The 20,896-nt window shown below is 72.4% G+C and carries 21 protein-coding genes; 12 read left to right on the top strand and 9 right to left on the bottom strand.

The window, feature by feature from the left end:
• Positions 1-63: 63 nt before the first annotated feature.
• Positions 64-2,448, bottom strand: coding sequence for a winged helix-turn-helix domain-containing protein (locus U3649_RS01700; protein WP_407353170.1), 2,385 nt, complete (start codon positions 2,446-2,448; stop codon positions 64-66).
• A gap of 108 nt (positions 2,449-2,556) precedes the next feature.
• The gene (gene xth / locus U3649_RS01695; protein WP_407353169.1) at positions 2,557-3,330 is read right to left on the bottom strand and encodes an exodeoxyribonuclease III; all 774 of its coding nucleotides are present in this window, start codon (positions 3,328-3,330) and stop codon (positions 2,557-2,559) included.
• A 332-nt stretch (positions 3,331-3,662) separates the two neighbouring features.
• On the opposite strand from xth, the gene U3649_RS01690 reads away from it, so the two are divergent.
• Entirely contained in the window at positions 3,663-3,908 is a 246-nt protein-coding gene (locus tag U3649_RS01690) for a helix-turn-helix domain-containing protein (protein WP_407353168.1), read from the top strand.
• Positions 3,909-3,910: 2 nt separating this feature from the next.
• Entirely contained in the window at positions 3,911-5,224 is a 1,314-nt protein-coding gene (locus tag U3649_RS01685; protein WP_407353167.1) for a type II toxin-antitoxin system HipA family toxin, read from the top strand.
• 5 nt (positions 5,225-5,229) lie between these two features.
• On the opposite strand, the gene U3649_RS01680 is transcribed toward U3649_RS01685, so the two are convergent.
• Positions 5,230-6,633, bottom strand: a complete 1,404-nt coding sequence (locus tag U3649_RS01680; RefSeq protein WP_407353166.1) for a coniferyl aldehyde dehydrogenase — start codon at positions 6,631-6,633, stop codon at positions 5,230-5,232.
• A gap of 284 nt (positions 6,634-6,917) precedes the next feature.
• Between U3649_RS01680 and U3649_RS01675 the strand changes: the two genes are divergently transcribed.
• Complete coding sequence (locus U3649_RS01675) at positions 6,918-7,454, top strand: gamma carbonic anhydrase family protein (RefSeq protein ID WP_407353165.1); 537 nt, start codon at positions 6,918-6,920, stop codon at positions 7,452-7,454.
• Between the two features lie 210 nt (positions 7,455-7,664).
• Here U3649_RS01675 and U3649_RS01670 read toward each other — a convergent pair whose 3' ends face one another.
• Both U3649_RS01670 and aroE read right to left on the bottom strand, forming a co-directional pair.
• The gene (locus tag U3649_RS01670; RefSeq protein WP_407353164.1) at positions 7,665-7,964 is read right to left on the bottom strand and encodes a YkgJ family cysteine cluster protein; all 300 of its coding nucleotides are present in this window, start codon (positions 7,962-7,964) and stop codon (positions 7,665-7,667) included.
• A gap of 8 nt (positions 7,965-7,972) precedes the next feature.
• A complete protein-coding gene (gene aroE, locus U3649_RS01665; RefSeq protein ID WP_407353163.1) occupies positions 7,973-8,836 on the bottom strand; it encodes a shikimate dehydrogenase in 864 nt (287 codons plus the stop codon).
• A gap of 61 nt (positions 8,837-8,897) precedes the next feature.
• Between aroE and U3649_RS01660 the strand changes: the two genes are divergently transcribed.
• Complete coding sequence (locus tag U3649_RS01660) at positions 8,898-9,797, top strand: TolB family protein (protein ID WP_407353162.1); 900 nt, start codon at positions 8,898-8,900, stop codon at positions 9,795-9,797.
• A 103-nt stretch (positions 9,798-9,900) separates the two neighbouring features.
• On the opposite strand, the gene hemB is transcribed toward U3649_RS01660, so the two are convergent.
• The 4 genes from hemB to U3649_RS01640 all read right to left on the bottom strand — a co-directional run bounded on the left by hemB (position 9,901) and on the right by U3649_RS01640 (position 13,760).
• Positions 9,901-10,893 carry a porphobilinogen synthase gene (gene hemB / locus U3649_RS01655; RefSeq protein ID WP_407353161.1) on the bottom strand — a complete coding sequence of 331 codons (993 nt, stop codon included), beginning with the start codon at positions 10,891-10,893 and terminating at the stop codon, positions 9,901-9,903.
• 127 nt (positions 10,894-11,020) lie between these two features.
• Positions 11,021-11,269 (bottom strand): hypothetical protein, encoded by a 249-nt coding sequence (locus U3649_RS01650; RefSeq protein ID WP_407353160.1) that lies wholly within the window; start codon positions 11,267-11,269, stop codon positions 11,021-11,023.
• A gap of 140 nt (positions 11,270-11,409) precedes the next feature.
• Complete coding sequence (locus tag U3649_RS01645) at positions 11,410-12,411, bottom strand: pteridine-dependent deoxygenase (protein WP_407353159.1); 1,002 nt, start codon at positions 12,409-12,411, stop codon at positions 11,410-11,412.
• Positions 12,408-13,760, bottom strand: a complete 1,353-nt coding sequence (locus tag U3649_RS01640; protein WP_407353158.1) for an NAD(P)/FAD-dependent oxidoreductase — start codon at positions 13,758-13,760, stop codon at positions 12,408-12,410. Before U3649_RS01640 ends, U3649_RS01645 begins: the two co-directional genes overlap by 4 nt.
• Before the next feature lie 114 nt (positions 13,761-13,874).
• On the opposite strand from U3649_RS01640, the gene U3649_RS01635 reads away from it, so the two are divergent.
• The 8 genes from U3649_RS01635 to U3649_RS01600 all read left to right on the top strand — a co-directional run bounded on the left by U3649_RS01635 (position 13,875) and on the right by U3649_RS01600 (position 20,784).
• Complete coding sequence (locus U3649_RS01635) at positions 13,875-14,144, top strand: phosphopantetheine-binding protein (RefSeq protein WP_407353157.1); 270 nt, start codon at positions 13,875-13,877, stop codon at positions 14,142-14,144.
• Between the two features lie 126 nt (positions 14,145-14,270).
• Positions 14,271-14,954 (top strand): ketosynthase, encoded by a 684-nt coding sequence (locus U3649_RS01630; protein ID WP_407353156.1) that lies wholly within the window; start codon positions 14,271-14,273, stop codon positions 14,952-14,954.
• Between the two features lie 114 nt (positions 14,955-15,068).
• A complete protein-coding gene (locus U3649_RS01625; protein WP_407354678.1) occupies positions 15,069-15,797 on the top strand; it encodes a lysophospholipid acyltransferase family protein in 729 nt (242 codons plus the stop codon).
• A gap of 206 nt (positions 15,798-16,003) precedes the next feature.
• On the top strand, positions 16,004-16,294 hold the full coding sequence (locus U3649_RS01620; protein ID WP_407353155.1) for a hypothetical protein: 291 nt from the start codon (positions 16,004-16,006) through the stop codon (positions 16,292-16,294).
• Entirely contained in the window at positions 16,291-17,310 is a 1,020-nt protein-coding gene (locus U3649_RS01615; protein ID WP_407353154.1) for an acyltransferase, read from the top strand. The genes U3649_RS01620 and U3649_RS01615 overlap by 4 nt, the downstream gene beginning before the upstream one ends.
• Positions 17,249-17,875: a LolA-related protein gene (locus tag U3649_RS01610; protein WP_407353153.1), complete on the top strand. Its 627-nt coding sequence runs from the start codon at positions 17,249-17,251 to the stop codon at positions 17,873-17,875. The genes U3649_RS01615 and U3649_RS01610 overlap by 62 nt, the downstream gene beginning before the upstream one ends.
• A 99-nt stretch (positions 17,876-17,974) precedes the next feature.
• Positions 17,975-20,326 carry an MMPL family transporter gene (locus tag U3649_RS01605; RefSeq protein ID WP_407353152.1) on the top strand — a complete coding sequence of 784 codons (2,352 nt, stop codon included), beginning with the start codon at positions 17,975-17,977 and terminating at the stop codon, positions 20,324-20,326.
• The gene (locus U3649_RS01600) at positions 20,323-20,784 is read left to right on the top strand and encodes a phosphotransferase (RefSeq protein WP_407353151.1); all 462 of its coding nucleotides are present in this window, start codon (positions 20,323-20,325) and stop codon (positions 20,782-20,784) included. The genes U3649_RS01605 and U3649_RS01600 overlap by 4 nt, the downstream gene beginning before the upstream one ends.
• The last annotated feature ends 112 nt before the right edge of the window (positions 20,785-20,896 follow it).

Here is a 20,896-nt window from a genome sequence, read left to right as displayed (position 1 = left end):
GCGAATGCCGGGGTGCCGGCATCCATCCCATGCCGCCCGCCGGGCGACACTCCATTTCCGTGACTATTTCATTGCATCAATCAAAATCGCATCCGGATCATGCGCTTGCGTGGACTCCGCGACAGGCGGCAGCAGCAGGAACGGTGCGATCGTGCGTTCGCCGGCAAGCCGCCGGACATCCTGCCGTGCGGCCTGCCAGGCCTCGCGCTGGCCCGATGCGTGGTGGATGCGCAGTTGCAGCACGGCCGCGTCGAAGTCGTACGACGCCCACGGGGCCACGCGTCCGGCCAGTTCGGCGGCTTCCGCCAGGTGCCCCTGCTCGATCAGCCAGGGCAGGTAGGCGTTCGCCACTTCGACCAGGTCGTGCGGCGCGCCGGCGCGGTCGGCCTCCAGCAGGGCCTGGCGGTAGGCCTGGTGCGCCGCGGCTTCGTCGCCGCCGCGTTGCAGCGCGATGGCGCGAACCAGGGCGTCGGGCAACGACGGTTCGCCGCCCGCAACCGTCTGCCCGGCCGCCAGGCCGGGCAGCTCGGCGGCGAGCGCCGCCTGTTCGCGCCGTAGCAGCATCCAGCCGCGGATCGGTTCGGCGGCCGCCGGCCATTGCGCCAGTGCCGCGTCCGCCAGCCGCACCGCGGGACCGGCGCGACCGGCCTGCAGCGCCAGCTCGACCCGAAGCAGCGCGGCCAGGCCGCGCAGGAAATCGTTGGGGCGGCTGTCGGCGGCCGGCGCCGCCAGCAGGCCGGCGGCCTCGCGCAGGCGGCCCAGGCGCAGCAGCACCCTGGCGTGGTCGAGATCGACCATGGCGCGCTGGGCGACATCGCCGATCCGCGGGCGCATGGCCAGGGCGCGTTCGCTGGCCTGCGCAGCCTGATCGTTCTGCAGCAGCTGCAGGTGGGCATCGACCACCATCGCGCGCGTGCTCGCCAGCTCGTTGATCGCGCCCAGCGATTCGAACGCGCGCGTGGCACTGACGAAATGCGCCAGGGCCTGGTGCGGATGGTCGCGGCGACGCTCCAGATGGCCGAGGTTCGCGTCGACCCGGGCCGCGCCGACGGCATCGCCGATGCGCATGAGCAGGATCCGCGCGCGGCCGAGGTCGGCCGAGGCACCCTCGAAGTCGCCCAGTACCAGGCGGGCGACGCCGCGCCCATTGAGCGCCTTGCCGGCCTCGACCGGATGTCGCTGCGGATCGAGCAGGGCCACGGCGGCTTCGAAGTCGCTCTGCGCCTCGTGGTACCGGTCCAGGCGGATGCGGTTGGCGCCGCGCGCGTTGAGCAGGTTGCCGCGGAACAGCGGATCGCCGCTGCCGGCCTGCGCCAGCAACGCATCCAGTTCGGCCAGCGAGCGCTCGTACAGGCCGGCGTGGAAATCCACCTGCGCCAAGCGATAGCGCAGTTGCGGTGCCTGTCGCTGCAGTTCCGGCGCCGCGCGCAGGATCGCGCGCGCGGCGTCCAGCTCATTGGCCAGGGTGGCCGCCTGCGCACGCAGCAGACGCTCCTGCAGATCGGGTGGCGCGTGTTCGCCATCGGCGGGCGGCGTCCGTCCCAGTGCCGACAGCAGGCGATCGCAGGCGTTGCGGGCGGCGCTGATGAGATCGGCGTGTTCGGCGCGCCCGCGCTGGGCGATGCCGTCGGCGGCGACCGCCGTCAACTCCACCCGCCAGCGCGTGTCGCGGTATGTGGCACGGCTGCCGACCAGCAGTTCGGCGTCGGCGAGCCGGCGCAGATCGGTCGCGGCCCCGGCACCGGCGCCGGCGCGATCGGCCAGCCGAAGGGTGGTCTCGCTGGGCGGCACCGGCAGGCCGGCCCGGCGCAGGCGGTCGGCCAGGTAGTCCATCAGCCCCATGCGCGCCCATTGCATGTCGTCTGGGCCGTCGATGCGGCTGGGCAGCACCACCACGGCGGTGCCCCGAGACGCGGCCGCGGCCGCCTCCGCCGCGGCAGGCGGCGCGCGCAACAGCGGCCGCGCCGCCAGGACGACCACGGCGGCCATGCCGGACACCAGCAACGCCACCGGCCAGCCGCGGGCGCGGCGCGCTTCAGCATGCGGCGGGCGTGATCGGGCGGCAGGTGCTCGAGTGGTGGCCGACGCACCGGGGGCAGTCGGAACCGGCCCGACCATGTCGGCGGGCGCGTCGACGAGCGTTTCGGCCTCACCCACCCAGCGGAATCCGTAGCGCGGCACGGTGCGGATGCGCCGCTGGCCCTGGCCGTCGTCGCCGACCGCGCGTCGCGCACGCAACACGATCTGGCCCAGTTGCGCGTCGGACACGTCCGTGCGCCCGAACACCGCTGCCACCAGTTCGTCACGCCCGACGTCGCGGTCGCGATGCCCGAGCAGATGCACCAGGCAATCGAACGCCCGCGGCGACAGGCGCACCGGCCCGCCGGCGCGGGCGAGCTCGCGCTTGGCGACGTCGAGTACGAAATCGTCGAATCGGTACGCGGTCATGGCGGGCGAGGGCGCGCGGGCGGCGTGATCGCCGTCGGAGGCCGGGCCATCCTAGCGCCGCAGGGCACGAGCGCGGCGCGCACCCGCCCGGCGGTGCGCGGCGTGGCGTCAGCCGGCCAGCTGCACCCACGCCGGCGCATGGTCGCTGGGCCGCTCCCAGGTGCGCGGCTCGCGATCGATGCCCGAAGCGATCGCCAGCGGCTTCAGCGCGTCCGACACCAGGGTCAGGTCGATGCGCAGGCCCATGCCGCGGCGGAACGCGGCCTGACGATAGTCCCACCAGCTGAACGCCCCGGCCTCGTCGTTGTGCAGGCGGAAGGCGTCGTGCAGGCCGAGCGCCAGCAGCCGTTGCAGCGCGGCGCGCTCGGCGGTCGAGGTGAGGATGTGGTCGTCGTTCCAGACCGCCGGGTCGTGCACGTCGCGCGCGTCCGGGGCGATGTTGAAGTCGCCGAGCACCACCAGCTTCGGATGCGCCTGCAGTTCGCGCGCGATCCAGTCGTGCACTGCCTCCAGCCAGCGCAGCTTGTAGGCGTACTTCTCGGTGCCCACGTCCTGGCCGTTGACCACGTACAGGTTGACGATGCGGATGCCGTCCACGGTGGCCGCGACCACCCGCTTCTGGTCGTCGTGGAAATCCGGGATGCCCATCTGCACGTCGGCGATCATGCGGTCGCGCGCCAGGATCGCCACGCCGTTGTAGGTCTTCTGCCCATGGAACACGGTGCGGTAGCCGAGCGCGGCCAGCACCGCGTCCGGAAAGCGCGCGTCCTCGAGCTTGGTTTCCTGGATGCCGACCACGTCGGGCGCGGCGTCGCGCAGCCACTGTTCCACGTGCGGCAGGCGCACGTTGAGCGAGTTGACGTTCCAGCTGGCGATTTTCATGAGTAGGCCTAACTTTTTGAATTGATTGTATTTTATTTTCGCTTCATCTGAAGATACCCCAGCCATGCCCCCGACTGCCTGCGCTTGCGTAGGCCTTCGTACCGTGCCCAGGGCCGGACACACGAGTGGCCCGACCCGAGGGTATTTCAGCACGTGGCCCAAGTTCGGTATTTGCAGAAAGCGCCTTATCCAGTGAAACGTACCGACCAGCTCTATGCGCCAGATCACATAAATGATAAATATCGGATAAAGCGCATAAACTAAAATATGTGCTGATTCTCATATTGACGACTTATGGTGATTGGCGCATAGTCGCCGGCAGGAGGTTCACCATGCATGATCTTGCCCGCACGCCCAAGCAGATCGGCGCCCTTGTTCGCCGCAACCGCAAGCGCCTCAACATGAGTCAGCGTGCGCTGGGCGATCGGGTCGGCTTGCGCCAGGAAACCATTTCGCTGATCGAGACCGGCAATCCGGCGACCCGGCTGGACACCATGCTGGCGGTGCTGGCGGCACTTGGTCTGGAGTTCCAGGTTGCCGCCCGCAGCCGCGGAGCCGATCCACGGGACCTGATCTGATCGTGGCACGGACCCGCCGCCACCCGCCGCTGCGCGTCTACCAGAACGATCGCCTGGTGGGGCACCTGCTCAAGGCGTCCAGCGGCGCGATCGAGTTTCGCTATGATCGCGAATGGCTCGGCCACGGCAAGGCCTTTCCGGTGTCGCTGTCGCTCCCGCTGCGCGAGGAGCCTTGGCGGGGCGAGCCGGTCGTCGCGGTCTTCGAGAACCTGTTGCCGGACTCGGAGGACTTGCGAAAGCGGGTGGCTGAGAAGGTCGGTGCGGCAGGCGCCGACGCCCATAGCTTGCTGGCCGCGATCGGCAGGGACTGCATTGGTGCCCTGCAGTTCATCGCGGGCGATGCGACGCCGGAAGGCACGACGGAGATTTCCGGAGAGCCGGTCGACGAGGAGGCCATCGAACGACTGCTCAAGTCGCTGGCGCAAGCCCCGCTGGGTCTGAGCCGGGACGACGATTTCAGGATCTCGATCGCAGGCGCGCAGGAAAAGACCGCGCTGCTCTGGCATGACGGCCGGTGGATCAAGCCGCATGGCACCACGCCGACGACGCACCTGTTCAAAACGCAGATCGGAAAACTGCCGAACGGCATCGACCTCTCCAACAGCGTCGAGAACGAGTTCTATTGCTTGCAGTTGCTGAGGCATCTCGGCCTGCAGGTCAACCGCGCCGAGATCGCGACATTCGGCCAGACCAAGGCGCTGGTGGTCGAACGCTTCGACCGGACCTGGAGCAATGGCCGTTTGATCCGCCTGCCGCAGGAGGATTGCTGCCAGGCGCTGTCCGTGCCGCCGGCACGCAAATACCAGAGCCACGGCGGCCCCGGCATTCGGGAGATCGCGGAACTTCTCAAGGGCGCCGACTCGCCCGCCGACGATCACCGTACGCTGCTGCAGGCGCAACTGGTCTTCTGGCTGATCGGCGCGACCGATGGGCACGCCAAGAACTTCAGCGTCTTCCTGCATCCAGGCGGGGGCTACGCCCTGACGCCGCTCTACGACGTACTCACCGCACAGCCGAGCCTGGACGCCCGCCAGATCGAGCGCAAGCAGATGAAGCTCGCCATGTCGGTCGGCAACCACCACCACTACCGGATCGACGGGATCCAGACCAGGCACTTCTTCCAGACCGCCGAGGCGGCGGGCCTGCCGCGTTCGCTCATCCGCAGCGCTGTCGAGGGCATCGCCGCGCGCATGGGCGATGCTTTGGCATCTTTCGAAGCCGGGCTCCCGGCGGACATTCCGCCAGCGCTGCACGAATCCGTCAGCGCGGGTGTCCAGCGCCGGATGCGGGTGTTACGGGCCGGACTTGAGCAGTAGCGGCGTCAGCGCAGCAGCAGGCGGATGAAGCGGTCGACCTTCGCGTACGGCGGCTTCAGCAGGTCGCTCGCGGCGCGCCGCGACTGCCACAGGATCGGCAGCGCCTTGCTCATCGCCTCGAAGCCGGCGCGGCCGTGGTAGGCGCCCATGCCGCTGGCGCCGATGCCGCCGAACGGCAGCGCGCTGGTGGCGAAGTGCAGCAGTGTGTCGTTGACGGTGACGCCGCCGGCCAGCGTGCGCTGCAGGATGCGCTCGATCCGGGCGCGGTCGCGGCTGAAGGGATACAGCGCCAGCGGCCGGTCGCGGGCGGCGACGAAGTCGATCGCCTCGTCCAGCGTGCGGTAGCTCTTGATCGGCAGGATCGGGCCGAAGATCTCCTCCCGCATCACCATCGCGTCGTCGGGCGGATCGAGCACCAGCGTCGGCGCGATCGCGCGTTCGCCGGAGATCTCGGCGAGCCGCACGGTCTGCAGGCCGCGCTGCGTCGCGTCGTCGAGATAACCCCGCAGGCGCGCGGCCTGGCCGTTGTTGACGATACGGGTGTAGTCGGCGGCGGCATCGGCGCCGGCATAGCGCGCCTGCACCTCGGTGCGCAGCGCGTCGACCAGCGCGTCGCGCCGTGCCGCGTCGACCAGCACGTAGTCGGGCGCGATGCAGGTCTGGCCGCCGTTGAACCACTTGCCGGTCGCCAGCCGCGCGGCCGCCTGCGCGATGGGGAAGTCGTCGCAGACGATCGCGGGCGACTTGCCGCCGAGCTCCAGCGTCAGCGGCGTGAGGTTGGGCGCCGCCGCGGCCATCACCTTGCGCCCGACCGCGGTCGAGCCGGTGAACACCAGGTGGTCGAACGGCAGCGCGGCGAAGGCCGCGCCGACCTCGGCGCCGCCGCAGGCCACGGCCACGCGGTCGGCGGGGAACACCGCCGCCAGCAGTTCGCACAGGAAGCCGGTGGTGCGCGGCGTCTGTTCCGACGGCTTCAGGTACACGTGGTTGCCGGCGGCGATCGCGGTCGCCAGCGGGACCAGCGCCAGGTTGACCGGGTAGTTCCAGGGCGAGATCACCCCGACCACGCCCACCGGCGCCATCCGCACCTCGGCGCGCGCCGGCCACAGCCGCCAGCCGGCGCCGACCCGGCGCGGCCTCGTCCAGTGGCGCAGGTGCCGGCGCAGGTGGTCGAGTTCGGCCAGCACGGCCATGCCGTCGGCGAGCAGCGATTCGTGGTGCGAGCGATGGCCGAAGTCGGCGGCGATCGCCCGCGCCATCTCGTCGAGGCGGGGCTTGAACGCCGCGCGCAGGCGCGCGAGGTCGTCGCTGCGCTGGGCGACATCGGGTTGCCGCGCCTGCCAGGCCGCGCGCAGCCGCGACAGGGTGGGCGGCAGCTCGGTAACGGGCGTGTCGGGGGCTGGCTCCATCGCCGCAGTGTAGCCCTGCATGCGGGTGCGGCTTCGGGCAGAGACTGACAGGGCGAGTCGTTGTGGAGAACCGACGGCTACTGCGGTAGGCGCGGTGCGCACCCCGCGTCGCGACTCCCGTCGCTCCCACAGGTCGAGTACCGCCTGGGTTCGATTGTGGGAGCGACGGGAGTCGCGACGCCGCAGCGATGTCAGCACCGGCGCCAGGCCGGCCATGGCGCCACGGGCGTGCCCGCACGGTGCGCGCCGGTTAAGCTGGCGCGACACGCGAACCCCATGCCGCCATGCACCTGCGCCCCTACCGCGACAAGCGCCCCGTCCTCGGCGAGCGCGTCTACGTCGATCCCGCCGCCACCGTGATCGGCGATATCGTGCTCGGCGACGACGTCTCGGTCTGGCCGTCGACCGTGATCCGCGGCGACGTCAACTTCGTCCGCATCGGCGCCCGCAGCAACGTGCAGGACGGCACCGTGGTGCACGTCAGCCACGACGGCCCGCACGCCAAGCTCGGCGGATTCGCCACGGTGATCGGCGAGGACGTCACCATCGGCCACAAGGCGGTGATCCACGCCTGCCGCATCGGCGATGCCGCGCTGGTCGGCATGGGTGCGATCGTGCTCGACGGCGCGGTGATCGAACGCCACGCCTTCGTCGGCGCCGGCGCGCTGGTGCCTCCGGGCAAGGTCGTCGGCGGGGGCGAATTGTGGCTGGGCAACCCGGCGCGCAAGGTGCGCATGCTCTCCGACGCCGAGATCGAAGGCCTGCACTACAGCGCCGCGCACTACGTGCGCCTCAAGGACGAGTACCTCGCCTTTTCGTAGGAGCGCGCTAGGCAGCCTTCTCCGTTGCGACGAGACAAGCCCCGTCGCCACAGGCGGTGTAAATCAATAGCCGAGCTCTTCACGATGGACCAACACGTCGCCCAACGGCTTGAGATGTGGGCTATTTATTGGCTGCGGCCGTGGCGACGGCCCATTTCTCACTGCGGCGGAAGAGGCTGCCTGGCGCGGCATCGCGCGCATCTCGCGCTCCTACGGCAATGCGCCTGGACGCTTCGTTGCCCGCCGGACGCCCGTCATTGGGGCGGTGGCGCGCTCCAGGGCCGCGAGTGCGTCGGAGGCCTGCCGCCGATCGCGCCCGCACATGTCGGGCGACGGCCGCAGCGAGGCGCAGAACGCCGGCCGCTCCGGGCGGTCGAACAGGCGGCAGCGGTAGTCGTCGTCGAGCTGCACGCAGGGAGCGCCCGCGGGCTTGCCATGCGGCATGCCCGGAATCGGCGAGGTGATCGACGGCGCGACGCAGCATGCGCCGCAGCCGCTACGGCACTCCACGGGCGTGCTCAGTCGGCGGTGACGAGCGTGGCATAGCGCTCGCGCAGGCCGGCGTAGACCTCGTCGGTGGCCGGGCGCCGGCCGTGCCACAGCGCGAAGCTCTCGGCGGCCTGCTCGACCAGCATGCCCAGGCCGTCGACCGCGTCGTGGGCGCCGGCCGCGCGTGCCCAGGCCAGGAACGGGATCGCGCTGTCGCCGTAGTTGAGGTCGACGGCGGTGGCGCGGGTGCCGATCAACGACATCGGCAGCGACGGCAGCGAGCCGCTGCGCGTGGCCGAGGTGGCGTGGACGATCAGGTCGAACTCGCCCATCGTTTTCAGGTCTTCCATGTAGCGCGGGTGCACGCGCCCGGGCTCGCCCAGGGCATCGGCCAGGGCGTCGGTGCGCTCGGGCGTGCGGTTGACCACGAACAGGTCGCCGATGCCGGCATCGAGCAGCGCCGGCGCCACGCCGCGCGCGGCGCCGCCGGCGCCGATCAGCAGGGTGCGGCGCTGGCGCAGGTCGAGCCGGTGGCGCTCGGTGAGATCGCGTACCAGGCCGCGGCCGTCGGTGTTCTCGCCATGCCAGCCGCCGTCGTTGCGGATCAGGGTGTTGACCGCGCCGCTGCGGCGGGCGCCGTCGCCGAGGCTGCCGCACAGCGCCGCCGCCTGCTGCTTGAGCGGCAGGGTGACGTTGGCGCCGGCGCCGCCGCCCTGCGCCGCGAACCGCGCCAGCAGGTCGGCGAAGGTCCCCGCCGTGGCGTCGATCGCCGTGTACTGCAGCGGGATCGACAGCTGCCGGGCGAACGCGGCATGGATCTGCGGCGACAGCGATTGCGCCACCGGGTGGCCGAACAGGGCGAAGCGGGCGGGGGCGGAATCGGTCGGGGTCATCGCGGAACTCGTTGCTCGGTCGTGGTTACACTCGGCCGGTCCATGCATCGGAACTCCACGGATGCCACGCGAACCAGCCGTCCTGTGCCTCAGTCTACTCTGCGCGGCCGTGACCGCGGCCGCAGCGGCGGTCCTGCAGCCCTACGGGCTCGAGGGCACCGGCGTCGTGTCGACGGCCGCTTCCGAGGTGCGCGCGAGCGTGAGTCCCGACGGGCAGTGGATCGTCTGGGGCAGCACCGATCGCGCAGGCGGGCCCGGCGGCTGGGACCTGTGGCAGGCGCGGCTGCGCGACGACCGTTGGGCGGAGGCGCGGCCGCTGCCGGTCAACTCGCCGGAGAACGATTTCGACCCGGTGTTCAGTGCCGACGGCCGCTGGCTGTACTTCTTCTCCAATCGCGCCGGCGGCTTCGGCGGCGACGACCTGTACCGCGCGCCGGTGCTGGCCGATGGCGGATTCGGCGAGGCGGAGAACCTCGGCGCCGGGGTCAACGGCGCCGGCGACGAGTGGGCGCCGACGCCGGATCTGGACGGGCGGCGCCTGCTGTTCGCCAGCGACGGCCACGGCGGCGCCGGCGGCCATGACCTGTTCGTCGCGCGCTGGGACGGCGCCGCCTTCGTCGATCCGCTGCCGGTGCCGGGCGTGAACGGTCCGGAGGACGACTTCGACGCCGCCTGGCTGGCCGGCGGCCGCGCGATCGTGTTCGCGCGCTCGCGCGATCCGGCCACCGCACCGGTGCGGCTGCTGGTGGCGCAGTGCGACGGCGCCGCCTACGCCGATCCGGAACCTTGGGCGATCGCGTTCAACACCGCAGACGGCACCACGCTGGGGCCGGTGGTGGACCTGTCGAAGCCGGCCGAGCTCCTGGTCAGCGGCGCGGCGCCGGCGCCCAAGGCGGGCAAGCTGGACATCTACCGCGCCCGCGCGCCGGCAGCCGAGGGCCGCGAGGGCTGCCTGCCATGAGGCGCATTCGACATCCGATTCGCGACAAGCCGCTCGGAGGGCATCCACATTCGCATTCCATGACCGCGCCCTTGTCGGCGGAGGGAGTGGATGTCGATACAGCCTAGTCCCGTTCGCGCAGCCAGCGCGCGGCGTCCGCCGCGAAATAGGTCAGCACGCCGTCGGCGCCGGCGCGCTTGAACGCGGTCAGCGATTCCAGCACGCAGGCACGTTCGTCTAGCCAACCCTGCTGCGCCGCGGCCTTGAGCATCGCGTACTCGCCGCTGACCTGGTAGGCGAAGGTCGGCACGCCGAAGTGCTCCTTCACCCGGCGCACGATGTCCAGGTACGGCAGGCCCGGCTTGACCATCACCATGTCGGCGCCCTCGTCGAGATCCAGCTCGACCTCGCGCAAGGCCTCGTCCGAGTTGGCCGGGTCCATCTGGTAGGTGGTCTTGTCGGCCTTGCCGAGCGCCGCGGCGGAACCGACCGCGTCGCGGAACGGGCCGTAGAACGCCGAGGCGTACTTGGCGGCGTAGGCGAGGATGCGGGTATGGACGAAGCCGTCGCGTTCCAGGGCGTCGCGGATCGCGCCGATGCGCCCGTCCATCATGTCGCTGGGCGCGACCACGTCGGCGCCGGCGGCGGCGTGCGACAGCGCCTGCCGCACCAGCGCGGCCACGGTGGCGTCGTTGACCACGTAGCTGCCGTCGTCGACCAGCCCGTCCTGGCCGTGCGCGGTGTAGGGGTCGAGGGCGACGTCGGTGATCACGCCCAGCTGCGGGAAGCGCTGCTTGAGCGCGCGCACCGCGCGCTGCACCAGGCCGTCGTCGGCCCAGGCGGCGGCGGCGTCGAGCGACTTGGCCTCCGGCGCGGTCACCGGGAACAGCGCCAGCGCCGGGATCCGCAGCGCGCAGGCCCGCTCGGCGCTGCGCAGCAGCTCGTCGATCGACACCCGCTCCACCCCCGGCATCGACGGCACGGCGGCGCGGCCGTCGTGCTCGTGCACGAACAGCGGCCAGATCAGGTCGTCGGTGGTCAGCACGTGCTCGCGCATCAGCCGGCGCGAGAACTCGTCGCGGCGCATGCGCCGCGGGCGGATCGGGAGGAGGCTCATGGAGGCATTCTACGTCCGGGCCGATGGACTGGTCGCCCCCCGTAGAGCGGAGCTTGCTCCGCTGCTCCCGGCTCCGGAGCCCGTGCAGCGGAGCAAGCTCCGCTCTACGGGAGCGTCGACGGGGCCTTCAAATGACGCCGCCGCCCAGCGTCAGCCGGAACACGCCGACCACGATCACGATGCCGTTGAGCAGCAGCCCGGTCTTGGCGCGGCCGCGGTTCTCGCGCGCGGTCACGGCGATGCCGATGGCGGCGATGATCGCGCCGACCGCGGCGAACGGGATCAGGAACCAGTTGCCCCATCCCAGCAACGGGATCAGCGCGACGACCATCCACAGCATCGCGACGATGCCCCACAGCAGGCTGATCAGGCCCATGGCGTTTCTCCGAGGTGACGGTGCCGGTGAGAATAGTGCATGGGGAGCGAGGAACGGGTGGAGAGGAACGAGAAACGAGAGAAGAGCGCCTTCGTCGTTGCGTTTGCTCGCTTCTCACTCCTCGGTTCTCGTTCCTCGCTTCACCGGTGCACGCCGTCGATCTCGACCGCCAGCTCGCGGCGGCAGATCGCCGCGTGCAACAGCAGCCGCGGCACGCGGTCGCCGAAGCGCGCGTCCAGCGCCCGCGCCACCAGCGGCAGGTCGTCGCGATCGCGGACGTAGACCTTCAGTCGGCTGCCGGCGCCGAACTGCGCCGGCAGGTCGGGGCGCTTCGCGCGCGCGGCGCCGAGCAGGGCGTCGAAGTTGGCCAGCGTCTCCTCCAGCTGCGCCTGCAGCTCGCCGGCATGCTGCGACACGTGTCCGACGATACTCGCGGTGCCGGACAGCAGCAGCGGCATGGCGACGCCGTCGGCCGGCAGCATGGCGCGGGCGAAGCTGGGCGACTGCGGGCCGTACTGGCGCGGGTAGCGGTAGGCGCTGACCTGGCGCGGGTTCTCCAGCGGCGTGCCGGGCGCGCGCGCCGACAGCCAGTACAGCTGGACCACGCGGGCGTCGTCGCAGCGGCCGACCGCGGTCGCCGCCGGCAGCCGGCCGGTATCGAAACTGCCGAGTCCGGCGGCGCGCCCGAGGCAGAACTGGCGATAGCGCTCGGCGTCGCCGTCGCCCAGGGTGATCGCGTCGAGGTAGTTCCAGATCCGCAGCAGGTGCGGGGTGTCGCCACCGGAGACGAACCGGGTCAGTGCCGCATAGCCCCGACGCGCGGCCTCGGTGATGCCGCCGGCGCCCTCCTCGACCTCGATCGCGCCGAAGCCGAGGTGGCCGTCGCTGGCCCAGGCGATGGCGCCGTCGCGGCCGCGGCGCACCGGCGCATTGGCGCGCCAGACCTCGAACGGCGCGGCCCCGTAGGGCTGCAGCGGCACCCGCAGGTAGCGCGGGTCGTCGCAGCGCGGCGCATCATGGCCGAAGCCGAGCACGGCGAGCGCGTCGTCGCCGAACAGCGCCTCGGGCGCATCGGCATCGGCGTAGTCCACCTGCAGGCGCGCCGGTTCGTCGTCGTGAGCCGCGATCAGCGGGCGGCTCACGGGTTGCCCTCCTGCAGCGTGTCGCCGGCGAACGCCACGTCGACCTGGCGCCGCCGCCGCCGCCAGCCGCGCAGCGCCTGCGGCGCGATCGCCAGCGCGTTCAGCGCGTAGAGCAGGCGGAAGACCCGCAGCCGCCACAGCACCGCGCGGTTGTCGAACACGTCGCCGGCGAGCATCGAGACCACCGCCTGCTCCAGTTTCCAGTCGTTGCGTGGGCTGGCGAACAGGCGCTGCATCACCGGCGTGGTGAAGCGGTGGATGAACCAGGAGAAGTGCCGCAGCCCGCGGCGCAGGCGCCTGGCCATCGCACGCTGCAGCGCCGGCTCGCGGGCCGGCTCGCGCAGTGCGCCGTCGACCACCTCGGCGGCGTGCTCGGCGCTGTTCATCGCCAGGTACACGCCCGAGGAGAACACCGGATCGATGAAGGCGTAGGCGTCGCCCGCCATCACCCAGCCGGGGCCGGCCATGCGCGTGCAGCGGTAGGAATAGTTGCCGGTCGCGTGCACCGGCGCCACCCGCTCGGCGCGCTGCATCCGCGTCCACACCGACGGCCGCGCCGCCAGCGTCCGCATCAGGAACGCGGCGTTGTCGCCGCGACGCTGCTTGAGGTATTCGGGCGTGCACACCGCACCCACGCTCATGACGTCGTCGGGCAGCGGGATCAGCCAGTACCAGCCGTGCTCGAAACGGTCGACGGTGATGTTGCCGGCGTCGGCGCCCTCGCGCCGCTCGACGCCGCGGAAATGGCTGAAGATCGCCGCCGACTGGTGGGCGCGGCTCTTGCGTTTGAGCTTCAGCTTGCCGCCGAGGAAGGTGTCGCGGCCGCTGGCGTCGACCAGGTAGCGCGTGCGGAAGGCGAGCGCGCGCCCGTCGGCGGCGCTGGCGTGCACCTGGCGCGGCCGCCCGGTCGGGTCGAACTCGACCCGTTCCACGCGCACCTGCTCGCGGGCGTCGACGCCGCAGCCGCGCGCGTGCTCGAACAACAGCCGGTCGAAGTCGGCGCGGCGCACCTGGAAGGCGTGGTCGTACTGCGGATCCAGGGCGCGGGCGAAGCGGAACACGTTGGTGCGCTGCTCGCACAGCGGGAAGTCGGCGCCGGCCTTGCGCACGCCGATCGCGCGCACCTGTTCCAGCACGCCCAGGCGCTCGAGGATCGGCAGGTTCATCGGCAGCAGCGATTCGCCGATGTGGAAGCGCGGGTGCGCGCCCTTCTCCAGCAGGGTCACGCGCCAGCCGCGGCGCGCCAGCAGCGCGGCGGCGGTGCTGCCGGCGGGTCCGCCGCCGATCACCAGCACGTCGACCTCTTCCAGGGCGTCGTTGGTGGCCTCGCTGTTTTCGATCGGGTTCAACATCTCGCGGTGACCGCCAGCCCATGCCATCATTCCGGGCGCGCATGATAGCGCGCCGCCCGCGCCCGCCTGCCTGCCGCAGCGGGCGCTCGTTCACCACAACGGAAGACCCGCATGCCCACCCAATCTCCCGCCGAACGCGAGCTCGCCGAACTCCTGGTCGAAAGCCTGAACCTGGAGGAGGTGCAGCCCGGCGAGATCGATCCGGAGGCGGCGCTGTTCAATACCGGGCTGGGGTTGGACTCGATCGACGCGCTGGAACTGGCGCTGGCGATCAGCAAGCGCTACGGCTTCCAGTTGCGCTCGGACAACGAGGAGAACCTGCGCATCTTCGCCTCGTTGCGCGCGCTGTCGGCGCACGTCGAGCAGCACCGGACGACATGACGGCGCGGCATCACATGCGGTGCCCGGCCGGGTGACCGGAGCGCGCCGGCACCGGCCGCACCGCCGCCACGGGCGCAGCGGTCCGGTCTGCGGAGGCCGCCGGCGGCCGGGGACCACGGGCGACCGATGCTGCTGACCATCGAAGTCCTGTTGGCGGTCGGCTACGCCCTGTTCGCGCACCTGGCCAGCGCCCGCGACAGCGACGCGCTGGCACTGGCGGCGCTGCTGGCGCTGATGCTGCTGGTGCTGGCCGCGCCGCTGGCGGCGCGCCGGCGCTGGGCATGGCTGGCGCTGCCGCTGCTGTCCGCCGCGGCCTGGGGCCTGTTCCGCGCCGGCCATGCCGGACTGCCGTTGCTGCTGGTGCCGGTGGCCTTCATCGGCCTGATCGCCTGGATGTTCGGGCGCACCCTGCGGCCCGGGCGCGCGCCGCTGATCGCGCGGATCGTGGCGGCGCTCGACCGGGTGGAACCGGCGGCGCTGCCGCCGGACCTGCGCGCCTACACCCGTGGCCTGACCGCCGCCTGGGCGCTGCTGCTGGCGGTGCTGGCGGTGGTCAACCTGATGCTGGCGCTGATCGCCGCTCCCGACGGCCTGCTGGCGGCGCTGGGCCTGCAGGCGCCGGTGAGCATCACCCGTACGCAATGGTCGTGGTTCGCCAACCTGTGCAACTACGGCATCGTCGGCGGCTTCTTCTTCGGCGAATACCTGGTGCGCAAGCGTCGTTTTCCGGGCCGCTACCGCAGCTTCGCCGACTTCCTGCGCCGGCTCGCCGGTCTCGGCGCACCCTTCTGGCGCGACCTGTTACGCTGAATGGGCGGCGCGCAGCGCTTCGCGGGCGCCTGCGAAGCGGCTTCGGCAAGGGGCGCACGGTATGCTTGCGCGGTGAACCAGCGCATCGAATCCCTGCGGCCGCAGCCCGCGTCCTTGTGGCGGTGGCTGTGGACCGTCTTCAACGTGCTCCAGTTCGGGTTCACCCTGCTGTGGACCGCGGGCCTGATCGGCGTGGCGCTGCTGCTGCATGCGCTGTCGGGCGGCGACCGCCGCCTGCCGCTGCGGATGGCCTCGCGCTGCTGGGCGCCGGGACTGCTGGGCGGCGCCGGCGCGCGGCTGGAGGTCGAGGGACTGGAGCGCGTCGACTGGTCGCGGCCCTATGTGCTGGTCGCCAACCATCAATCCGTGATCGACATCTGCGCGCTGTTTCGCGCAGTGCCGGTGCCGCTGCATTTCCTGCTCAAGCAGGAGATGGACCGGGTGCCCTTCGTCGGCTGGTATGCGAAGGCGATGGGGATGGTGTTCATTCCCCGCGACAATCGCCGCGCCGCCACCGCCAGCCTGCGCCGTGCGGCAACGCTGGTGCGCGGCGGTGCGATCCTGTGCATCTTCCCGGAAGGCACGCGCAGCTCCGATGGCAGCATGGCGCCGTTCAAGCCGGGGGCGTTCCAGGTGGCGATCGACGCCGGCGCGCAGGTGCTGCCGGTGGCGCTGGAGGGCGCCGGCGCGGTGCTGCCGCCGGACGGGTTCTTCCGGGTGCGGCCGGGCCGTATCCGGGTGCGCTTCGGTGCGCCGTTGCCGCTGGCCGGCGATGGTGGGCCGTTCGATCGGCGGGTGCTGGCGGTGCAGGCGCGTGCGGCGGTGGTGGCGTTGTTGCAGTAGGGCGCGGTCGCTTTCCATGCCCGTTTCGTAGGAGGGGGCGAGTGTCGATACGGGCGACGGCCGGGAGGGCTTGCTTGTGTTTCAGGCCGTCCGGAGATGATTCCAGCTGGTTATTGGCGTCGCCCGTGGCGACGGGTTGAGATTGCTACAACGGATGCGACTGCCTGGCACGTTATCCTCTTGCACCTTTGCGCGCCGGCTCCGCCATGCAGTTCAGCATTCCCCACGACCATCCCAGCCTGCCCGGCCATTTCCCGGGACGCCCGCTGGTGCCCGGCGTGGTGCTGCTGGAGCGGGTGCTGGCGGCGGTCGAGGCGCAGCACGGCGAACTCGGGGCGCTGCGGCTGCCGCAGGTGAAGTTCCTGCAGCCGCTGCTCCCCGGACAGACGGCGCGGGTCGAACTCGATCGTGCCGGCGAGGCCGCCGCGCCGCGCTGGAAGTTCCGGGTGCTGCGCGATGCCGTGCTGATCGCCAGCGGCGAGATCGCGGCGGCATGAGTGCGCAGTGGAAACGGCGCCACGAGGGCGGGGGTCGGTTCGCGCTGGCGCTGATCCGGCTGATCGGCTGTTACGGTGGCCGTGGCCTGGCACGGCTGCTGCTGCACCCGATCGCGCTGTACTTCCTGCTGCGCCGGGGCGAGGAGCGCCGCGACTCGCGCGCCTACCTGAGCCGCATGTTCGGGCGCCGTGCCGGCTGGCGCGAGGTGTTGCGCCACATCCGCACCTTCGCCCAGACCATCCTCGACCGCCTGTTCCTGCTCAGCGAGGACCTGCGCCGCTTCGACGTGCGCGTCAGCGGCCTCGAGGCGCTGCACGCGCAGCTCGACCGCGGCCGCGGCGTGCTGGTGTTCGGCTCGCACCTGGGCAGTTTCGAGGTGCTGCGGGTGCTGTCGCGGCGGCGGCCCGACTACAAGATCCGGGTGCTGCTGGACAAGGGCCACAGCGCGGCGTTGATGCAGGTGCTCGACGCGCTCAATCCCGAGATCGCCGCCACCGTGATCGACGCCGGCCAGTCCGGCCCGGCGATCATGCTGGCGATCCAGCAGGCCGCCGACGAGGGCGCGATGATCGCGCTGCTGGTCGACCGCACCCAGCCCGGCGAGCCGTCGGTGCGGGTGCCGTTCCTCGGGACGCCGGCGGCGTTCCCCACCGCGCCGTGGCAGATCGCTGCGGTGCTGAAGATCCCGGTGGTGCTGGCGTTCGGCCTGTACCGCGGCGGCAACCGCTACGACCTGGTGTTCGAGGCGTTCAGCGACGGCATCGACCTGCCGCGCCGCGAACGCGCGGCGGCGATCCCGGCGCTCATCGGCCGTTACGCCGCGCGCCTGGAGCATCATGTGCGCGATGCGCCCTACAACTGGTTCAACTTCTACGATTTCTGGGAGCACGACGATGAAACCGGCGATGCCGACAACGGTGCGACCGACGGGCCGGGCACGCAGGGCCGCAGGCATGGCCGTGCTGCTGTGCGCGCTGGTCCCGTGCTGGGCGATGGCGCAGGCGGCGGGCGATGAGTTCGGCAGCGCCTGGATCCTGGAGAAGCTGGCCCGCCCGGCGCCGGCGCGGACCTCGTTCCTGGAGGTGCGCACCTCGCCGATGCTGAAGGCGCCGCTGCGGGTGGCCGGCGAGTACCTGCGCCCCGACGAGCGCACGCTGGTCCGCCAGGTGCATTCGCCCTACGCCGAGACCACCACCATCCGCGACGGCCGCGCCACCATCGAGCGCACCGGGCGATCGCCGCGGAGCTTCGCGCTGTCGCGGGCGCCCGAACTGGCCGGCCTGCAGGCCAGCTTCGGCGCACTGCTGGCCGGCGACCACGCGGCGCTGGCGCGGCAGTACGAGATCGACGTGCAGGGCGCGCGCGAGCGCTGGCGCATGACCCTGACGCCGCGCGATCCGGCGCTGGCCGACGCCGTCCGCGACATCACCCTGTACGGTCGTGGCGCCGAGCTGCGCTGCGTCGAGACCCGCCCGCGCGAGGGCGAGCCGCGGCGCACGCTGATGGCCGGCGCCGCGCGCAGCGCCGATGCGCAGGCCGACGCCGCCGCGCTCGAAGCGCTCTGTCGCGGCGACGGCTGATGCCGGCGGCAAGGGTCCACCCCGTAGAGCCGAGCTTGCTCGGCTACGCAGGCTCCGGAGCCTGGAGCAGCCGAGCGAGCTCGGCTCTACGGAACGGCGATGCGGGCTAGGCTGGCGCTGGCGCTGGGATGGCTGGCGCTGCTGGCGCTGGCCGGCACCTGGGCGGGGCAGCGGCTGCAGCTGTCCGGGGACCTGCGCGCCTTCATGCCCGAGCCGCGCACGCCGGAGCAGCGCCTGCTGATCGACGAACTCGGCGACGGCCCCGGTTCGCGCCTGCTGCTGCTGTCGCTGTCGGGCGCCGCGCCCGAGGCGCTGGCGCGGCAGTCGCGCGCGCTGGCGGCGGCGCTGCGGCCGGACCCGCGCATCGACCTGGTCGCCAACGGCGCGGACGATGCGGGGCTGGAGGCGATCCCGGAGCGGCTGCGCCCGTATCGCTACCTGCTTTCGCCGACCCTCGACGACCGGGCGCTGGACGCGGGCTTCCTGCGCGACCAGCTGCAGGCGCGGCTGCAGGACCTCGGCTCGCCCGCGGCCTCGCTGGTCGAGCCGCTGCTGCCGGCCGATCCGACCCTCGAGACCCTGGTGCTGGCCGACGCCTGGGAACCCGCGGCGGTGCCGCAGCGCCTGCACGGGGTCTGGTTCGACCGCGCCGGGCGCGAGGCCCTGCTGCTGGTGCGCACCGATGCGGCCGGCTTCGACCCGGGCGCGCAGGCGGCGGTGGTGACCGCGATCCGCGAGGCGTTCGCCGATGCCGCGGGCGATTCCGGCAGCGCCCTGACGATGACCGGGCCGGGCGCGTTCTCGGTCGAGATCGGCAGCCGCACCGCCGGCGAGGCGGCGCGGATCGGCGCGATCGGTTCGCTGGGGCTGGTGCTGCTGTTCTGGTTCGCCTACCGCAGCGGGCGCCTGCTGCTGCTCGGGGTGCTGCCGCTGGCGACCGCGGCGCTGGCCGGGGTGGCCGCGGTGGCGCTGCTGTTCGGCGCGATGCACGGCATCACCCTGGCGTTCGGCTTCACCCTGATCGGCGTGGCCCAGGACTACCCGGTGCACCTGTTCAGCCACCTGCGCGAGGGACGGTCGCCGCTGGCAGTGGCGCGCGGGATCTGGCCGACCCTGTTGACCGGCGTGGTGTCGACCTGCATCGCCTACCTGACCTTCTTCGTCTCCGGCGTCGACGGCTTGCGCCAGCTGGCGGTGTTCACGGTCGCTGGCTTGTTGGCCGCGGCGCTGTCCACGCGCTTCCTGCTGCCGCGGCTGCTGGAGCCGGACCGCCGCGACGTCGCGACGTCGCCGTGGCTGCGCCGCCTGGGCTCGCGCATCGACGCGCTGCCGCGGCCGCGCGCGGCACCGGCGCTGCTGGCCGTGCTGGCGCTCGCTTGCGCGGCGGTCGCCGCCCTGGCCCCCGGGGGTTTCTGGCAGAACGACCTCTCGCGGCTGACGCCGGTGCCGGAGGCGGCGCTGGCCGAGGACGGGCGACTGCGCGGCGAACTCGGCGCGCCGGACGTGCGCTACCTGCTGGCGCTGGAGGCGCGCGACGCCGAGGGCGCGCTGCAGGCGCTCGAGCGGCTGCAGCCGGCGCTCGATGCGCTGGTGGCCGACGGCGCCATTGCCGGGTGGGACTCTGCTGCGCGCTACCTGCCCAGCGCCGCCACGCAGCGTGCGCGCCGGATGCGCCTGCCCGCGCCCGATGCCCTGCGCGCCGCGCTCGACGAGGCATTGGCCGACAGCCCGTTCCGGCCCGATGCGTTCGAGCCGTTCGTGGCCGACGTCGCGATCGCGCGCCGTGCGCCGCCGCTGCGGCCCGGCGATCTCGTCGGCAGCCCGCTGGAGGCGCCGGTGTCGGGCCTGCTGCTGGACACGGCGGAAGGCGCCACCGCGCTGGTCACCCTGGGCGGGCTGCGCGACCCGGCCGCGGTGGCGGCCATGGCCGCCGGCAGCGGTGTCCGTCTGCTCGATTTCAAGGACACGTCCGAGGCGCTGGTGGCGGCCTGGCGCGGCCGGGTCCTGGCGGCGCTGGCGCTGGCCGCGGTGCTGCTGGCGCTGACGGTCTGGACGGCGTTGCGCTCGCCGCGCCGGGTGGGCCGGGTGCTGCTGCCGATGGCGCTGACCCTGCTGCTGACCGTGGCGCTGCTGCGCGGCTTCGGGATCGAACTCAATCTGTTCCACCTGGTCTCGCTGGTGCTGGCCGCCGGGCTCGGCCTCGACTACGCGCTGTTCTTCGAGCGTGCAGGGGGCGCTGCCGAAGCGCGGCTGCGCACCCTGCACGGGATCCTGGTGTGCGCGGCGATGACCGCGCTGGTGTTCGGCCTGCTGGCGCTCTCGTCGATCCCGGTACTGCGCGCCATCGGCACCACGGTGGGCATCGGCGTGGTCGCGAACTTCGTGCTGGCGCTGTTGGTGGCGCGTCCGCCGGCGGACCGCCGCGCGATCGCGGGAGAGGGCGCGGCATGATCGGCCGCGACGAGATCCTCGCGCTGGTCCCGCACCAGGGCGCGATGTGCCTCTGGGACGAGGTGCTCGCCTGGGATGCGGCGCGCATCCGGCTGCGCACCGGCAGCCATCGCGCGCCGGAGCACCCGCTGCGCAGCGGCGGCCGGCTGCACGCCGTGCACCTGTGCGAGTACGGCGCCCAGGCCATGGCGGTGCACGGCGGGCTGCGCGCGCGCGATGGGGGCGGGGCCGCGCGCGCCGGCCTGCTGGTGGCCCTGCGCGACGTGCGCCTGCACCTGGCGCGCATCGACGACCTGCCCGGCCCGCTCGAATGCGAGGCCGAGGCGCTGACCGAAACGGCCGCCAGCCAGCAGTACGCCTTCCGCCTGCTCCATCGCGGCACGCCGCTCGCCGAGGGACGTGCCGCGGTGGTGCTGGCGCCGCCGGAGCAGCGGAACGCGTTCTCCGAGCGGCCGTGACCGCCGGCGCGATCCGCGCATCCGGCGGCCGGCACGAGGCCTGTTGCACAGAACGGCCGGCGCATCCCGCCTAAGGTCGTGCGCGGGAGGTCGCGTGCCGGTCCCGCTGCAT

This window comes from Luteimonas sp. R10, from assembly GCF_045689605.1.
GTDB lineage: Bacteria > Pseudomonadota > Gammaproteobacteria > Xanthomonadales > Xanthomonadaceae > Luteimonas.
Note: the sequence above shows the minus strand (reverse complement) of the source record. Positions and strands in the feature narration are given on the sequence as shown.

Coding starts and splice junctions, on each gene's coding strand:
- U3649_RS01700 (WP_407353170.1), bottom strand. CDS start 2,448: ATGACCGCGTACCGATTCGACGATTTCGTACTCGACGTCGCCAAGCGC.
- xth (WP_407353169.1), bottom strand. CDS start 3,330: ATGAAAATCGCCAGCTGGAACGTCAACTCGCTCAACGTGCGCCTGCCG.
- U3649_RS01690 (WP_407353168.1), top strand. CDS start 3,663: ATGCATGATCTTGCCCGCACGCCCAAGCAGATCGGCGCCCTTGTTCGC.
- U3649_RS01680 (WP_407353166.1), bottom strand. CDS start 6,633: ATGGAGCCAGCCCCCGACACGCCCGTTACCGAGCTGCCGCCCACCCTG.
- U3649_RS01675 (WP_407353165.1), top strand. CDS start 6,918: ATGCACCTGCGCCCCTACCGCGACAAGCGCCCCGTCCTCGGCGAGCGC.
- aroE (WP_407353163.1), bottom strand. CDS start 8,836: ATGACCCCGACCGATTCCGCCCCCGCCCGCTTCGCCCTGTTCGGCCAC.
- U3649_RS01660 (WP_407353162.1), top strand. CDS start 8,898: ATGCCACGCGAACCAGCCGTCCTGTGCCTCAGTCTACTCTGCGCGGCC.
- hemB (WP_407353161.1), bottom strand. CDS start 10,893: ATGAGCCTCCTCCCGATCCGCCCGCGGCGCATGCGCCGCGACGAGTTC.
- U3649_RS01650 (WP_407353160.1), bottom strand. CDS start 11,269: ATGGGCCTGATCAGCCTGCTGTGGGGCATCGTCGCGATGCTGTGGATG.
- U3649_RS01635 (WP_407353157.1), top strand. CDS start 13,875: ATGCCCACCCAATCTCCCGCCGAACGCGAGCTCGCCGAACTCCTGGTC.
- U3649_RS01630 (WP_407353156.1), top strand. CDS start 14,271: ATGCTGCTGACCATCGAAGTCCTGTTGGCGGTCGGCTACGCCCTGTTC.
- U3649_RS01620 (WP_407353155.1), top strand. CDS start 16,004: ATGCAGTTCAGCATTCCCCACGACCATCCCAGCCTGCCCGGCCATTTC.
- U3649_RS01615 (WP_407353154.1), top strand. CDS start 16,291: ATGAGTGCGCAGTGGAAACGGCGCCACGAGGGCGGGGGTCGGTTCGCG.
- U3649_RS01610 (WP_407353153.1), top strand. CDS start 17,249: ATGGCCGTGCTGCTGTGCGCGCTGGTCCCGTGCTGGGCGATGGCGCAG.
- U3649_RS01605 (WP_407353152.1), top strand. CDS start 17,975: ATGCGGGCTAGGCTGGCGCTGGCGCTGGGATGGCTGGCGCTGCTGGCG.
- U3649_RS01600 (WP_407353151.1), top strand. CDS start 20,323: ATGATCGGCCGCGACGAGATCCTCGCGCTGGTCCCGCACCAGGGCGCG.